The organism is Deltaproteobacteria bacterium (assembly GCA_016177765.1).
Classification (GTDB): Bacteria; UBA10199; UBA10199; order JACPAL01; family JACOUP01; genus JACOUP01.
The window spans coordinates 1,052,482-1,068,336 of sequence record JACOUP010000008.1; the positions used below are offsets into that span (position 1 = coordinate 1,052,482).

Below are 15,855 nucleotides of genomic sequence, written 5' to 3' on the forward strand. Positions count from 1 at the left end.
TATGAGATAGATCTCATAAATCAATTGAGGAAATGGATGAAAGTAGCCCCTTTTTGAAAATGCCGCAACTTCCCCCCAGTTTTACCGATAATCCCAACAGGGGGTAACCCCCCTGAAACGAAAGGGCTTTTGTATGGCGACAGCGGCAGAAATTACAGGGCGTTTAAGGGGGACGATGGCCGATGGTTACTTGAGCCAACCCGAGTGGAGTAGCTTCAAGGAAGGGATCAAGACCTCTTGGTCGGATGGGGGTCGGGAAGGGCTCAATGATTTTATTGGGGAGGTTGCGGGACAACCACACTGGGTGGTGGATCCTGCCATTTTGGAAAAATGGAACAAGGGGACAGGTCAGGGGATTGATAGTGATCCTGTTCGGGTTATTCAGGGACGGCAAGAACAGGCCTTGAGGATTAAGGGATTGTTGGAAGAAAAAGTGGGCGACAAGGTTTTGAGTGAGGCCGATTGGGATGGTTTAAAGAGTCAGATCGGTTCTGTTTGGGACAAGGGGGGGTTGGCGGGGATTATTTTATTCTTGGCAGATAACGGGGATCGATGGACGATTGAAGGAAGCTTAAAGACAAGGATTGAAGAGAAGCTGGTCAGTAAGGGGTTTGTTCAGGCCTCTTTGTTGGGTGGGATCAAGGTGCATGAGGAGGCGGCACCGCCAGCCGCTCCGGCGCCTCCTCCCGCTCCTGCTGATGGGGGATATGATTTTGAGGTGCTTGATCTGAGTGATGATAGGGCCCCGGCAGAACCGGCACCTCCGGCAACGTCGAGAATGCGAGGAGGGGATCCTGAACCTCCTCCAGCGCCTCCATCACCCGCCGCCGGACGACCCGTGAGAGGGACAACCGCTTGTAGTGAGGCCGTCAAAGGGCGGGTGAATGATGCCCTGTCCCCCTTGTTGGGGCCCCATGGGTCGCTGAAGGATATCAAAGCCAAGTCTCAATTCCAACTCCTCCATGGAAAGATAGATATCGAGTTTCATATCCCGGAGGCGGAATCCGATGGGACAATGTCTATTGAGGTCGATGTGTCTCAGTTAAAAGGACCACAGGATCACACTTCCTTTGGGGAAGCGGTTCTGGGAAAGCTACGGGCCACTGCCAAGTTGACCTCTGTGGGGACTCCAGCGGGGGAAGGAACCTGTTTCTACAAAGTTCCGGTACCGGTTGAAGGGAGTACTTCAGGGTATTAAATGATGACCTCCATTAATGAAAAACTGACACAGGCAATGGCGGATGGTTATCTGAGCCAATCCGAGTGGGATAGCTTCAAAGAAGAGATCAAGTCCTCTTGGTCGGATGGGGGTCAGGAAGGGCTCAATAGTTTTATCAGTGATGTTGCCGATCGTCCGAATTGGGTAGTCGATCCTGCCATTTTGGAGAAGTGGGGCAAGGGGACAGGTCAAGGGATTGAGGGGGGACCTGTTTCGGAGATCCAGAAACGGCAGGACCAGGCCGCCCGTGTCAAGGCCTTGCTGGAAGAGAAGGTCGGGGACAAGGTTCTGAGTGAGACCGATTGGGACAGTTTAAAGGGAGAGATCGGTTCTGTTTGGGACAAAGGGGGGTTGGCCGGGATTATTTTATTCTTGGCAGGTGATCATGATAATCACTGGGAGATTGAGGGGAATTTAAAGACAAGGATTCAAGAGAAGTTAGTCAAGCCTGGGTTTGTGAGTATCGCACTTTTGAGTGGGATCAGGGTGCATGAGGAACCGGCCGCTCCACCACCACCGCCTGAACCTGCGGCGGAACCGGCACCAGAACCGATTCTTCCGCCTGCCGCAGGAACAGCGAGGCCAGACAGTCTTACTATTGATGAAGAAACCGGTCCGGGGGCGGGATCGCCTCCACCACCGGCCGCGCCACCTGCTCCTCCCGAGGCGGCCGCTCCACCACCTACTCCTCCTCCCCCTGCAACGGCTGAACGGCCCCTCAAAGCGGGCGAGGCGAGGGTCAAATGGCAGATTACCGACGGGGATGGACACCCCCTGGCAGGGGTGACAATCACGTTGGGGGGGGAGGCCTCCGATGTTGAAGGAATGCCCCCTTATTCTGACCTTGTCGATGGAAATCCTCTCACAACGGATAAAGACGGTTTCGCCTCCATCGACCTCCCCACAGGGCTCTTAAAATACACGACAGGGAAAAAGGGTTATCAGACCTATACCGTTGACGATGGGGCAGATGTAGATTTGGCGCCGGGCAAGATCTATACCCGTAATGTCCGGATGCCGCCGGTTGCCCATGTCCCGATTGATTGGAGGGTGACCGACCTCTTGAGGGAGACCTACCTGGAGGGGGCGACGGTTACCGTGGAAGGGACCTCCAGCGGCGACGGGGAAAGTTATGGTCCTGTTGTCTATCATACGGGTAAAGAGGGTCGGCTTCAGCGTGAGGAGGGTGGCAGAACAATCGCTCCGGCAACTATCCCTACCGGGGATTGTCGGGTCAAGGTCCACAAAGAGGGGTATCGGTCCTTTCCCGACGCGAGGATCACTATTGAAGGGGACAAGGTTGTCCGGCAATTTGCCCTGGTGGAGGAGGGACTCCCGTTACCGTCTGAGCTTGACGGGCAGAACGTCTTTCGGTTGATTCGGGATACGGAGCTCCTTGTCCCGACAAATCGTGGATTCATCGGGAAAAAAAAGGACGATGACAAACGGAAGGCAATTAAGGATCTGGAGAAGACAAGTAGCCTCCTGGGGATCGCCTTTGAAAAAACAGAGGCCCTAAGGCATGGAACGGTTGCCGCCGATCTTCTCCGGCTTGCCGAAGAGGTGGATTCCCTCCTTGTGGATCTCTACGATTCGATCCTGGATGCCGACGCGATTGTCCAGTGTCACCGGAGGCGCCTGAATCGGGAGGAGACGTCGTCGGAGCTGCAATACCTCCTCGCCTCGGCGCTGGATGTCTTGGGGGGACAACAGATATCAAGGGCCTCTATATTCCAGAAGTATGCCGAGGCGGTCCTTTATTACAAAAAGTTGGGAGAAAAGGACCCTCATTACGACGAGGCCCAAAAGGCGTTAGGAAAGTTGGGGTATGTTGCCTTTCTGCCGAAGGTGACCTCCCTCTTTAATCAGATCAATGCTGGAACATGGTCATCCATAAGGGAGACACTGCAGAGACAAGGCGGCCCTCAACAGGTAGAGGTGGGCCTTCGTGTGGATGATGATGGTTTTGTGGACGAGGTTGAGACCGATCCGAGGGCCTACCCTTTGGAAGCATTCTTCAGGGGGCGGAATATCGGGGTCTTCAGAAACCCTGAGAATGGAGGAAGGAAGGAAGAATCCTACCCCCTCGCCTTTGATATTGATTTTTCTGGGGATACCCCGAGGCTGATCTTGCCGGATATAGGGCCTTAGTCCCCCTCACCCCAACCCTCTCCCGCAAGGGGAGAGGGGGAATTTGTCAATTTTCTTGATCTCAGCGGTCTGATCTTATAGGGATCATCGTTAGCGATGGCCCCCTCCGGTGTTTCTGCCACTGTTTATGACAGTCTATTCGAGAAGATGTCAGACAATCATTTTACCTCGTCTGAGTGGGATGGTTTGAAGAATTCAATCAAGGATCACTGGTCGGATGGGGGTCAAGAAGGTCTGGATCATTTCATCAGGGAGGCGGCTTCTCGGGCCGGTTGGGTGGTTGACCTTCCGGTGGTGGAGAAATGGAGGGGGGCAATCGGTTACGGTCTCGACGAGAAGTCTGTTCATACGGTCTGGGTGAGGAGTCTGCTGGAAGAGAAGGTCGGGGACAAGGGTGATTCACCTAAGGTTTTGAGTGAGGTGGACTGGGATGACCTGAAAGATGAGATCAGTTCGGTCTGGGACAAGGGGGGGTTGGCGGGGATCCGGTTATTTCTCTCCGGGTGTGGGGGACGATGGACGATCGAGGGGAGTCTCAAGACAAGGATCCAGACCAAACTGGTTGATACAAATTTTATTGAAGCCGCTTTATTGAGTGGGATTGCGGTCTATACACCACCCCCTCCACCGGTTCCTGAACCTGGGCCGCCAGAACCCCCGGCGGTAAGGCCTCCGGCACCACCCCTGCCCCCTGCTGGTCGCTTGGCCCCAGTCCTGCCCGGTGGGCCGTTGCCACGCAAACCGGTAGTCCGGTTATCCCTCCATCTGGTGGATAAATCCAACAAACCGATTTCAGGGGCGGAGGTCACCTTTGGCGGGACGGCGACGGATGGGACGGCGTATTCCCTCCTGGGGAAGGTCACGACGGACAGAAACGGACGCTTGAAGCGGGCCGAATTTCATCCCGGGAAGGTCACTCTGCATATTTCCAAAGAGGGGTACCAGCCGGTCGATCAGGAATTGGAGATTAGGCCGAAGATGACTCCGGAGATGACGATTGATCTCCAGAGACTGATCGACCTGGAGGGAGAGGCCCTTTTTGCCGAGGTGAAAGAGATCCTGGCCCAAGGGAAGAGGTCAGAGAGGGGTCCGCCGGCCGTTGTTGAGGAGGCGATGGTGGCGTTGCGGGAAGGGGAGGAGAGGCTCAAGGCCTTTCTGGCAAAGGTGGCTCACCCAAAGACCGATTCGAGGCAGGATCGATCCCTCCGTGAAGAAGGGGAAGAACTCTTGAAACGTCTCCTTTTTGGTCTCGCCCAGCTCTATGAAAAGCAGGAAAAATACGACGAGGCGATCGCTATCTACCGGCAACGGTCAAAAGAGGGTTTCTTCCGTTATCTGATCGCGGGGGACCTTGAGGCCAAGGGGGATTTGGTTAAGGGGGACAAGCCGGCCGCTGTTGCCTCCCGTCGAAAGGCCTACACAGAGGCAATTGCCGAGTACCGGGCCTACGTCGACTGGCATGACCGGCAGGGGGCGAGACTGGAAGGGATCTCCGTGAGGGAGGAGGCGGAAGAGGCGATAGCCCGGCTCCAGAAGGCCCTTGCGGCAAAGAGGCCCAACGAATAAATTCGTGGGCTAATTTAAAACAATTCCTCTGGAATTCCGGAAGGAATTGTCATTGGATTAGCCGCCGAATTTATTCGGTCGGCCAATGGGAGTGGACACCCTGAGCTTGTCGAAGGGTCATTTTGAGTTTGTCAACAGACTGCTAGTCATTTCAGGCACAACTCCCCAGTTTTTCAGTCGATAATACTGATGAGGTTCTTATGTCACTTCGAGACGTTGTCTCCTCTATCCCCCTTTCTGCGGTTGCCGGTCCACCGGCCCCAGGGACCGGCAGGGTTATCGGCCGTGTCCTGGATGCTGAGACCCGCAGGCCTGTCGGGGGGGCGGTTCTACAATTTAGGCGGGTGGGGCCTCCCCCCACTGAAGTAGCCGCTGCCGATTCCCCACCTCCTCAGACCTTTCACGATGCCTTAGTCGATAAGATGTCGTTCGATAATTATCTGAGCCAGATGGAGTGGGATGATCTGAGGGATAGAATCAGGGCCGATTGGGATAGTGGGGGTCGGGAGGGGCTGGATCTCTTTATCCGCGAGGCGGCTTCTCGGCCGAAATGGGTGGTTTCACTCCCGGTAGTGGAGAAATGGAAGAGGGCTGTGGGGTATGGTTTAGATGAAAAAGCGGTGAATACAGTCTGGGTGAGGAGTCTGCTGGAGTGGGAGGTTGCGGACGCTTTCCTGGGTGAGGCGGACTGGGATAACCTGAAAGATGAGATCGGTTCGGTCTGGGACAAAGGGGGGTTGGCGGGGATCCGGATATTTTTAGCGGGGTGCGATGATCGGTGGGACATTCAGGAGAGTTTAAAGGCGAGGATTCAAGCAAGACTGGTGGCAACGGGGTTTATTGAGGCGGATTTATTGAAGGGGATCCGTACGTCGAAATCGGAACCACCGAGATCAATGCCGGCCGGTGGTGCCGCTGAGGCCGAAGAGGCGGCGGATGAGTTTTCTCGTGCCGGGAGTGACTTTGAGGATGGGCTGGCCGAGGCGGCAGAGGCGAGGAGGAGTGGAGCTCTCGAAGGACCGAGGGTCCTTGACTGTGACGCGCTGGCGGCGGAGGTGGGACGGATTATGGGGACTCTGGAAGGAGATTTTGGTGAGGCGATACGGGAGTTAAGGATGTCAGAGGCCACCATTGATGGGGAGATCACGGTCCATATCCCCTTTTCGCCGATCTCGCCGCCCGTTCCGCCCCGCATGATCATCCGGCAGGCCCGTCTTTTTTCCCCAAAAAGGGTTGATGAGGCGGCGGTTCAAACATTTAAGGAGAGGGTGCGGGGGATTCTCAACAATGCCTTTGAATCCGAGGGGCTTCAGGCGAAAGACGAAAGAGGATGCCTTGTCGCTTGGACGATCAAGCTTCCCGAACGGACGCGTGTTGATGGTGATTCGGAATAAATCTTTTATAAAACAGTCCAAACCTTAAGCCCCGATCCGAAACCAAGACTTTCTCAATCCGGTATTGTTCCATCACCTTCTGAAGGATCATGGCACCAGCCAGTAGGGTATCGGCCCGTTCGGGGACCATCCCTGTGATTTTTTTGCGATCGACGATTGTCTTTTGAGCCAATTCTTTTGTCATCCGGTCCAGTTCGGTTTTGGTGATGATTGACCCCTGAATTTTAGCAGGATCCCAGAGGGGAAGTTTCTGGTTGATCGCCGAGAGGGTTGTTGCGGTGCCGGCGAGGGCAACGAGGGTCAACTGAGAGCTGCCATCCGATCTTCCTCCCTTGCCGGCAAGACCATTTTCTATAATGTCGTAAGCATATTTTATCTCTGTCGGCCGGACTGGATCCGACGTCAAGAACCGCTCCGTCAGCTCCACACAACCGAGTGGCAGGCTGACCGCCCCGTCGACCGAAATAATCTCCGTGCTCCCGCCGCCGATATCAAGGGCCATCAGGTTTTTGTGTCGATCCCCAAAATCTTTCAGGACTGAAGCGTACGAAAGACAGGCCTCCTCCTCCCCGGAAATAATTTCAATCCGGATCCCGGTTTTTTCTAAAACCTCTTGGGTGAACTCTTCCGCATTCCGGGCCCGGCGAAAGGCGGCGGTACCGACGGCGGCGATCTCTTTCACTTGATGGTGATCGCAGAGGGTCTTGTATTCCTTTAAGGCGGCGAGCGTCCGTTTCATGGCGGCGGGCGGAAAGAGTTGCAAGGCATGGAGTTGTTGGCCAAGGCGGGTGATTCGCGCTTCATCCCGGATGATCCGTAAATCCCCATTTCTCCCCCTTTGCAAAAGGGGGGTTGGGGGGATTTTATAATCGGCAATCAGGAGGAGAACGGTATTCGTGCCGATATCAATCGCGGCGTTCATTTTGCGATCCAATTGGACCAGTCCGGATGGATCCCGTTTCCTTTCGGCAGAATGGAGACCTGATTTCCTCCATCCGCCATCATCACCATGATCTGCGAACGGCCGGTCCGGGTCGAACTGAAGGCGATGTAGTGTCCATTCGGGGCCCAAGAGGGGCTTTCGTTGTTGCCGGAATCGGAGGTCAGCCGTTGGATCATCGAGCCATCGGTGTTCATGATGAAGAGATCAAAGACCCCTTCATCCCGCCCCTGAAACACGATCTTGTCTCCCTTGGGGGACCAGTCCGGGTTGTCGTTGTGATGACCGACAAAGGTCAGGCGGTGGATATCCCCGCCATCGGCATCCGCCGTAAAAATATGGAGACGCCCCTCCCGCTCCGAGGCAAAGACCAGTTGACGGCCATCGGGCGACCAGGAGGGGTTGATGTCAATCCCGAAGGCGCTGGTGAGTAAACGGATCTTCCCCCCCTGAAGGTTGTAGAGATGGAGGTCAATCTCGTCCCCCATCGCCGTGGCGGCGGCAATCCCCCTGCCGTTTGGCGCCCAGGCCGGGGTGAGGGTGACACTTTTGTTGTTGGTGATCTTCTGCGGTCTCCCGCCGCTGGCAGGAATGACGTGGAGTTCCGGAAAACCGTTGACGTAGCCCGAATAAACCAGCCGTGTCCCGGAAGGGTCCCACGAGGGGGAGATGCTGATCGTCTTGGAGGCGGTGATTTGACGGAGATTGCCGCCATCCACATCGGTGACAAAGATCTCCTTGTTCTTGCCGACGACGCTCGCAAAGGCGATCCGGCTGGAAAACGGCCCCCGAACGCCCGTCAAGACCTCCATCACCTCATCCACAAAGTGGTGGGCGACAACACCCGCCTCATTCAGCTTGGCGGTGTACCGATGGCCGACCAGTTGTTTCCCGAGGGCCGGGTCGAAGAGGCGCATCTCCACCGAGATGACATCTTTTTTGTAGGAAAAGGCCCCCTTGATGAGCGCCTGCGTGCCGATCAGGTTCCAGGCGGCAAACCGGACTGTCTCCGCGGTAAAATTCTTTTCATCCTGACGGGGAAAGGAATCGGGATTCATCACCTCGAAGAGACCGGCGATTTGCAGGTCTTTCCGAATAATCTCCGGCAAGGTCTCGGCCCATTCCTCGGGATCACGGGAACCGGTGTTGATCAGGTCCGGGACCGCAATCGGGAACTTTTTTTCCAGAGGCTGATCGACCATGATGTAAATGCGGGCCTCCGCCACCGCTCCGAAGAGCAGGAAAAAAACGAGCCAGAATCGTTGCCTCACATTGATCCTTTCTGTCGTGTGTTAAATTCTACCAGAAACCCCTCGTTGATCGCCTCCGGTTTCAGACGATCCGGCGGGATATCGAGCGGGGAGGCCCGTTCGACCGCCCTCAAGACGGAGAGATCCAGCGCCTCGCTCCCTGATTTTCTCTCCCATTCGGTTTGCAGGACCTCTCCCTTTTCGTTGATATGGACGACCAGCTGGCAGGAGAGGTCGAGCCCCTGAAGGGTAAGGGGAACAAGCCACTGGCTCATGATCTTCTCCCGGATCTTGGCCTGATAAAGGAGGTATTCTGGATCATTTCGGGAGACATAAACGGCTCCCGGCGAGCCAAACGGGACCCCGCCGGCCTTTCCGGCCGGGATCTGCCCCACCTCCGGCTGGATCACCTTGTTCTTTTTAACCTCCTCGCCGATTCGGGCCAACGCCTTTTTCATCAACTCATCCTGCTCTTTTTGTTTCTGGGCGGCGGGAGAGAGCGGGACTTCCTTTTTGACAGCAGGTTTTTTGTCCTTCTCCGGCAGTGTCTTGAAGGTCTTTTCCGGCAGGGTGACGGTTGGCGGGACGGAGAGAATCTTTTTTTGTTCCTGGATGGTGCTCTTCGGGAGGTCCCTCGCTTTGACGAAACCGGGTTCCAGTTTATCGGTGGGTCCTAGAGGGAGATTGATCCAGGTCACCTTGTCCTGAAAGAGCGGCCGGCGAAACGACTGAAAAAATGGGGTCGTGCTCAACACCAGAACGAAGGCGGCATGGAACGCAACCGAGAAGTAGAGATATTTGCGTAGCGAGAATGGTTCAAGCAGATTTAGGTTTCCTTCCCCGTTTTTTCCTGGGTAATCATCCCGACACGACCGATCCCGACCTTTTTCAGGAGACTGATCGTCGAAACGACGTACCCATAGGAGACCTCTTTATCCGCCCTCAGGTAGATCTCCTTTTTCTCGCGCTGGGCGTAGACGGACACCAATTTGCCTTCGAGGTCGGAAAGGGTGTACGGCTTTTTGTCATCCTGGAGAAAGATCTGTCCCTGTTTGTTGATGGTCAGGATAATATCGGCCTCGCTCCTTTCCAGGGCCGGGGCACCCGCCTGTGGGAGATCGACATCCAGACCCTGTTGCAGGAGTGGGGCGGTGACCATGAAGATGATCAGGAGGACCAGAAAGACATCCACGAGAGGGGTGACGTTGATTTCGGAAAGATAGTGGCCGTCTTCCTTGTGATGCCCCGGGGTCATCGAAAATATTCCTTTTCGACACGGTAGAGGAGATCTTCCGAGAAGTTTTCCACCTGACGGATGTAGGTTCGTGTCTTGCGGACGAAGTAGTTGTAAAAAATGGCGGCCGGGATGGCGGCGGCCAACCCCATCGCTGTGGCGATCAGCGCCTCTGCGAGATAGGGTCCAACGACGGCGAGCGACGAAGAGCCGGCCCGGCCGATCTTCCAGAAGGCGGTCAAAATCCCCCAGACGGTGCCGAAGAGACCGATAAAAGGGGTAAAACTGCCGGTGGTGGCCAGAAACGGGAGGTAGCGTTCGATCCGTTCCACTTCATCTTCGGTGGCCCGTTCCACCTTCCGCCGGATTATTTCTGCCGTGGCCGTTCCGGATTCCTTGGATGAATCACCCTTGCGGCGAAAGAGATCGGAGACACCCCTCCGGAAGATATTGGAAAGCGGGTTGTCATCCCCTCCGCGCTTGATCAACTCCTCCAGGTTGGTGGTTCGCCAGAAGAGTTCGGCAAAACGGAGGGAACCCAACTGCCACCGTTTCATCTCCTTGGATTTGTAGAAAATAATAGCCCAACAACCGATCGAAAAACCGACCAGGATCATGAATGTCAGTTTCACGACAGGGTCGGCACCCCAGAGGATCTGGAGGAGATGCCCGTTTTCACCGAGAGAACTGCTTGTTGCCGCAAACGCCTGAGAAGTCATAGGAATTTCCCCTCCTGAAGCAAAACAACTTTATTCATTTGGTCTCAAAAGTCAATTGCTAAGGGTGAATTACCCAAGGTTTATTTTTGATTGACACCCCTCTTTGGGCTGAAGGATAATGCCCCCCGCACAGGAGGTCTTCATGCTCAAAGAGGTTTTGGAGGATGCCCTGGAAAGGGGTGAGAAGTTAAAAAGGGATATCGTTGGTGAGGTTCTCAAGTCAGCGGTCTTTTCTGATCTGGTGAGCAGCCGTCGATTCATTGATGCGGTGACCAAGATCATCCATACCAAGGATGAGGTCGGTCGTTTCATCCGTCACAATGTCCAGGATGTCTTGAAGGTGATGAGCATCCCTTCCAAACAGGATCTCGATTCCTGTGAAAAGCGGATCCATAAATTGGAAAGGGAGCTGGATCATGTGGGACGCCGGATGATGAAGCGCGGAAAAGGTTCAAGGAAAGGTCGTTCGCGATAGAAACCCCCATCGGCATTTTTGATTCCGGGATCGGAGGATTGACCGTCAGCCGCGAGGTGGCCCGTCTCCTTCCGAGGGAGGATCTCCTCTACTTGGGCGACACCGCCCGTGTTCCGTACGGCGCCAAATCCCCAGAGACCGTTACTCGTTACAGCCTGGAGAATGTCCGGTTCTTGGCCGGCAAAGGGGCCAAGGTGATTGTGGTCGCCTGCAATACCGCCTCGGCTTTTGCCCTTCCGACCTTGCGCGAAAAATTTTCCGTCCCTTTGCTTGGTGTGATCGAACCGGGCGTTCGCGGCGCGCTGGCGCGGACACGCAACGGAAAGGTAGGGGTGATCGGGACCGAAGGGACGATCCGGAGCCAGGCGTATGCCACCCTTCTCAAAAAATTCAATCTCAAGGTGGAGGTCTATAGTGTCGCCTGCCCCCTCTTTGTCCCCTTGGTCGAGGAGGGGTGGCTTTCCGGGGAGGAGAGTGGCAAGGTCGCCGCACGATACCTCAATCCCCTGAAGGCGACCGGCATCGATACCCTCATCCTGGGGTGCACCCATTACCCGCTCTTGAAGGGGGTGATTCGTGAACTGTTGGGACCATCGGTGGCGCTCATCGATTCTGCGGAAGAAACGGCCAAGGAGCTGGCCCGCCTTCTGAAAACCAAAAATCTTCTCAGTCAGGAAGATCGCACAGGGAAACAGTCTTTTTTTGTCACCGATTCGCCGGAGCGGTTCGCCCGGGTCGGGTCGCTCTTTCTGGACCAAAATCTGGAAGGGGTGGAACGGGTCAGCGTCGAATCACATCAGTAGTTTTTTGACCGCCTTGACGATATGCGGCGCCGAAATCCCGGCGGCGTCGACCAGCTCTTCAGGCTTTCCAGAAATTGGCATCTTGGTGACCGCCAGTTTCAGGATCGGGACGTTCCTTTCTCCGGCAAAGACGTTTAAAACGGCATCTCCCAGCCCCCCCTCAAACCAGTGGTCTTCCACAACAACAATCCCCTTTGTCTCACGGCCGGCCTTCAGGAGCGTGGCGGCATCAATCGGTTTGACGGAGTAACAGTCAATCACCCGGACCGGGATCCCTGCCTGGGCCAGTGTCTGTTCGGCGGTGAGGGCCTGATTCAGGGTGACCCCGGCGGCGACCACGGTGACGCGGTCATTCTTTGAAGAACGGATTGTCTTGGAACCACCGATCGGGAACTTTTCACCCGCCGGGTAGAGAACCAGCGTCGCCGGACGGTTGGTCCGGAGGTAGACAATCCCCTCCTTTTTGATCGCCTCTTCTACGAGTGCGAGCGTGGCGACTGCATCGGAGGGGTAGAGGATGGTGCTACCATGGATCGCCCGGAACAAAGCGATATCCTCCAGTCCCATCTGTGAGGCGCCATCCTCACCAATGGAGACCCCGACGTGGGAACCGACAAATTTGACATTGGCCCTCGAGACGGCGGCCATCCGGATCTGGTCAAAACCGCGTGTCAAAAAGGCGGCAAAGGTGGAGGCAAACGGGATCTTTCCCCGTCCCGCCAGACCGACCGCGACACCGACCATATTTTGTTCGGCGATAAACATTTCCCAGTAACGGTCCGGCCACTTTTTGGCGAAGATTTCGGCAAAGGTCGAATTTTTGGTATCCCCGTCGAGACAGACCACCTCCGGGTACTGGACGGCCAGGGCGGTGATCGCCTCCCCATAAGCCTTGCGGGTGGCGATCTCTTGGCCCAGACTGTAAGAAGGGAGAGGGATCGGGTGGGTCCCCCTTTCCTGCTTCTCTCTTCTTTTTGGTTTAATTTTTTCAGGTTTTTCAACAATCCCGACAGAATTGGTATCAACCGGCCCCAAGGACTGGAGCGCCTTTTCAAGATCGGCCTTGGAGAGTGCCTTGCCGTGCCACCCCTCCTTGTCCTCCAGAAAGGAGACCCCCTTCCCCTTGAGGGTCCTGGCGACGATCATCTTGGGTGAACCACCCTTTGGGTTGCCCCGGATTGCCAGGGCCTCTTTGAAGGCGGCATCAATTTCAGGGAGGGAGTGGCCGTCCACCGTGATAACATGCCACCCAAAGGAGGCGACCCTTTCGGCATAGGTCTTGACGTCATGGCCACACATCGTCTCACCGCTCTGCCCCATCCGGTTGACGTCAATAATCCCGACCAAGTTATCAAGATGATAGTGGGAGGCCAGCTGGATCGCCTCCCAGACCGATCCCTCCGCCATTTCCCCATCCCCCAAAAGGACGAAGGTACGGTAGGGGAGCTGATCGAGACGGGCATTGAGCGCCATCCCGACGCCGATGGATAACCCCTGTCCGAGACTGCCGGTGGCCGCTTCGGCATAGGGGAATTGCGGGGTCGGGTGCCCCTCAAGAGGGCTTCCCAAACGGCGGAGCCGAAGGAGTTCTTCCTGTTTGATGACACCGGCGGCGCCATAAAGGGCATAGAAGAGCGGGGCGGCATGCCCCTTGGAAAAGATCAGACGGTCGTTGTTGGGATCTTTGTGATGGTCCAGATCCGCCTGGAGATATTTGAAGAAGAGCACTGTCATCAGGTCGGTGGCTGAGAGCGAAGAGGAGGGATGGCCGGAACCGGCTTCTGAGGTGGAGATCAGGGTATAATAGCGAACCAACCGGGCGAGTGAGGAGAGATCATTGACGACAGACATCGGTTTTCTCCTAGCGGTGCTGGCAGAAAAAAGCAACTATACTTTTTTGCTTTTTCATGAAAGGGTGTCCCTCATGAAACAGATTGCTGTCGCCCTTTTGCTGGGGATTTCTTTTTTCGCCATGCCGTCTCTGTCACCAGCGGCCGATAAGAAGGAAAAGACAATCACCAGGGAGCTGTACCAGGACCTGGAGCTCTTTGCCAAGATTCTCCATCACGTCAAGAGTGATTACGTCGAGGATGTCAAGGACAAGGAACTGATTGAGGGGTCTATCCGTGGGATGCTCACAGCGTTGGACCCCCACAGCCTCTTTATGCCGGCGGAGGTTTACAGGGAACTTCGTGTTGATACGGAGGGAAAGTTTGGCGGGATCGGGATCGAGGTGACCTCCAAAGACAATTTTCTGACGGTGGTGGCCCCCCTGGAAGGGACACCGGCGGACCGCGCCAGGATACGGGCGGGAGACAGGATCCTCAGGATCAACAAAACCCCCGCCAAGGGGATGTCACTCACCGATGCCGTCAAGATGATGCGGGGGGAGAGGGGGAGCCGGATAACCCTTGTCCTGCAAAGAGAGGGGAGCAAACCGTTTCAGGTCACCCTGGTGAGGGATCTGATCCGGATCCAGAGTGTCCGGAAGGAATTGGTGGATAAAAGATACGGCTATGTCCGGGTGACTTCCTTCCAGGAGGGGACGGCCAAAGAGCTGGATCGTGCCCTGCGGGAACTCGAAAAAAAGGTGCCCGGGGGACTGGCCGGTCTTGTCCTGGATCTTCGCAATAACCCCGGTGGTCTCCTGGATGAGGCCGTTGAGGTGGCAGATCAGTTTCTGGAGAGCGGGACGATTGTCGTGACCAAGAGTCGCCATAACAAGGAGGTCGACAAGAAAGAGGCCCGAAGGGAAAAGACGCATCCCGCTTATCCCCTCATTGTGATGGTGAACGGGGGGAGCGCCTCGGCGGCAGAGATTGTTGCCGGGGCCCTGCAGGATCATCGTCGAGGCATCCTTTTGGGAACGTCGACCTTTGGTAAAGGTTCCGTGCAAACGGTCTATGAGTTGGGGGATGGTTCGGCCCTCAAGCTGACAATTGCCAAATATTACACCCCCTCCGGCCGGTCGATCCAGGCCCAGGGGATCAAACCGGATATTGAGGTGGGTGAGGTGAAGCCGGAAATGATTGCCTCTACGGCGACTACTCCGCGGGAGCGGGTGGTTCGCGAGAAGGACCTCAAGGGGCACCTGGAGGGCGGTTCGCCCAAAGGGGAAGAAGAGGATTCCGAAAAAGAGGCAGAAACCTCACCCAAGGGTGGCTCACCCAAGGGTGGTTCACCCAAAGGCAAAAAGGGAAAAGCAACCCCGGAGCAAAAACCGGAAGACTACCAGAAGGAAACCGCCCTCAATTACATCAAAAGCTGGGATACCTTTCAATCAAAAGGCCGGTTGCGTTAGGGCAGAACTTTCTTCAGGTGAATTACTGATCTTTCCCTTGCCGGTTTTGTAGAGGTATTTCCGGATCGCCTTGATCACCCGCGGCATCACCTGTTGTGCCCCCCAAATCAGCAGGAATTTAGGAACGCGGTTGCCCGTAATGACGGTCGCCTTGTAATCCATCTTCGTCCGTGTGGGATCCCCCTCGAACGGCTCAAAGGTCACCGATCCGGCAAAATGTTTCACATTGCCGCCGACCAGTTCCCATTCCGAGGAAAAGACCCCTTCCTTTTCACGGGTCTCGTTGTTTTTGTTTTTGAGGATGAACCATTTATCGTTGGCCGGCCAGGGGATGTCAAAACTCTGGAACGAATAGGAATCCCAACGCGCGCCGGCTTTCCGCCCCTGCTCCTGATCGAATTGTCGACCGTTCATCAATTGGTAAAATTCCTTGATCTCCTTTGTTTTCTTGACCAGGTATTCCTTGATGAAACCTTCGCTGAGGGCGCGGCAGTCATTCAAGGTGGGGACTTCATAGGCTGGCCAGTCGTTTGATCGCCGGTACATGTTCCAGACCTCGGCCGGTGGGGACTCAATGACGCCGACCATCTGGCCGACAATCCCGACCCCCTTGTCATAGTCGGCATGGGAATAGATCCAGCCCCGGTCCAGACTCCTGACAAACGCCTCCTCCGGGGAGAGCTTTTTGACCGTATAGACAGCCTGGGCGGCAGTGGGGATGACCATCTGGATGAAAACCAGAAGGGCCAGAAAAAGAGAGGCGAATCGCTTGAGGGCCATGGAACCTTACAAGTATAACTGAA

General features: G+C 55.7%; 14 protein-coding genes. 7 read left to right on the plus strand and 7 right to left on the minus strand.

Annotation, left to right across the window (positions count from 1 at the left end; translation table 11 throughout):
* The first annotated feature begins 133 nt into the window (after positions 1–133).
* The 4 genes from HYS22_07580 (at position 134) to HYS22_07595 (ending at position 6,330) form a co-directional block, all read left to right on the plus strand.
* Positions 134–1,198: a hypothetical protein gene (locus HYS22_07580; GenBank protein MBI1910012.1), complete on the plus strand. Its 1,065-nt coding sequence runs from the start codon at positions 134–136 to the stop codon at positions 1,196–1,198.
* On the plus strand, positions 1,199–3,370 hold the full coding sequence (locus tag HYS22_07585; GenBank protein MBI1910013.1) for a carboxypeptidase regulatory-like domain-containing protein: 2,172 nt from the start codon (positions 1,199–1,201) through the stop codon (positions 3,368–3,370).
* Positions 3,371–3,466: 96 nt separating this feature from the next.
* A complete protein-coding gene (locus HYS22_07590) occupies positions 3,467–4,936 on the plus strand; it encodes a carboxypeptidase regulatory-like domain-containing protein (GenBank protein ID MBI1910014.1) in 1,470 nt (489 codons plus the stop codon).
* Positions 4,937–5,136: 200 nt separating this feature from the next.
* Positions 5,137–6,330, plus strand: coding sequence for a hypothetical protein (locus HYS22_07595; GenBank protein MBI1910015.1), 1,194 nt, complete (start codon positions 5,137–5,139; stop codon positions 6,328–6,330).
* Here the strand turns inward: HYS22_07595 and HYS22_07600 are convergent.
* The 5 genes from HYS22_07600 to HYS22_07620 form a co-directional block, all read right to left on the minus strand.
* Positions 6,287–7,252 (minus strand): Ppx/GppA family phosphatase, encoded by a 966-nt coding sequence (locus HYS22_07600; GenBank protein ID MBI1910016.1) that lies wholly within the window; start codon positions 7,250–7,252, stop codon positions 6,287–6,289. The genes HYS22_07595 and HYS22_07600 overlap by 44 nt on opposite strands.
* Positions 7,249–8,541: a Tol-Pal system beta propeller repeat protein TolB gene (tolB, locus tag HYS22_07605; protein ID MBI1910017.1), complete on the minus strand. Its 1,293-nt coding sequence runs from the start codon at positions 8,539–8,541 to the stop codon at positions 7,249–7,251. The genes HYS22_07600 and tolB overlap by 4 nt, the downstream gene beginning before the upstream one ends.
* Positions 8,538–9,275: a cell envelope integrity protein TolA gene (locus HYS22_07610; protein ID MBI1910018.1), complete on the minus strand. Its 738-nt coding sequence runs from the start codon at positions 9,273–9,275 to the stop codon at positions 8,538–8,540. Before HYS22_07610 ends, tolB begins: the two co-directional genes overlap by 4 nt.
* A gap of 71 nt (positions 9,276–9,346) precedes the next feature.
* Complete coding sequence (tolR, locus tag HYS22_07615) at positions 9,347–9,775, minus strand: protein TolR (GenBank protein MBI1910019.1); 429 nt, start codon at positions 9,773–9,775, stop codon at positions 9,347–9,349.
* Positions 9,772–10,473: a MotA/TolQ/ExbB proton channel family protein gene (locus HYS22_07620; protein MBI1910020.1), complete on the minus strand. Its 702-nt coding sequence runs from the start codon at positions 10,471–10,473 to the stop codon at positions 9,772–9,774. The genes tolR and HYS22_07620 overlap by 4 nt, the downstream gene beginning before the upstream one ends.
* A gap of 118 nt (positions 10,474–10,591) precedes the next feature.
* On the opposite strand from HYS22_07620, the gene HYS22_07625 reads away from it, so the two are divergent.
* Both HYS22_07625 and HYS22_07630 read left to right on the plus strand, forming a co-directional pair.
* Entirely contained in the window at positions 10,592–10,948 is a 357-nt protein-coding gene (locus tag HYS22_07625; GenBank protein ID MBI1910021.1) for a phasin family protein, read from the plus strand.
* Positions 10,945–11,751, plus strand: coding sequence for a glutamate racemase (locus HYS22_07630; GenBank protein MBI1910022.1), 807 nt, complete (start codon positions 10,945–10,947; stop codon positions 11,749–11,751). Before HYS22_07625 ends, HYS22_07630 begins: the two co-directional genes overlap by 4 nt.
* On the opposite strand, the gene HYS22_07635 is transcribed toward HYS22_07630, so the two are convergent.
* Positions 11,740–13,602, minus strand: a complete 1,863-nt coding sequence (locus HYS22_07635; GenBank protein ID MBI1910023.1) for a transketolase — start codon at positions 13,600–13,602, stop codon at positions 11,740–11,742. The two genes, HYS22_07630 and HYS22_07635, sit on opposite strands and share 12 nt — an antisense overlap.
* A gap of 73 nt (positions 13,603–13,675) precedes the next feature.
* Between HYS22_07635 and HYS22_07640 the strand changes: the two genes are divergently transcribed.
* On the plus strand, positions 13,676–15,052 hold the full coding sequence (locus HYS22_07640; protein ID MBI1910024.1) for a S41 family peptidase: 1,377 nt from the start codon (positions 13,676–13,678) through the stop codon (positions 15,050–15,052).
* Here the strand turns inward: HYS22_07640 and HYS22_07645 are convergent.
* Positions 15,032–15,832, minus strand: coding sequence for a hypothetical protein (locus tag HYS22_07645; protein MBI1910025.1), 801 nt, complete (start codon positions 15,830–15,832; stop codon positions 15,032–15,034). The genes HYS22_07640 and HYS22_07645 overlap by 21 nt on opposite strands.
* Between the last annotated feature and the right edge of the window lie 23 nt (positions 15,833–15,855).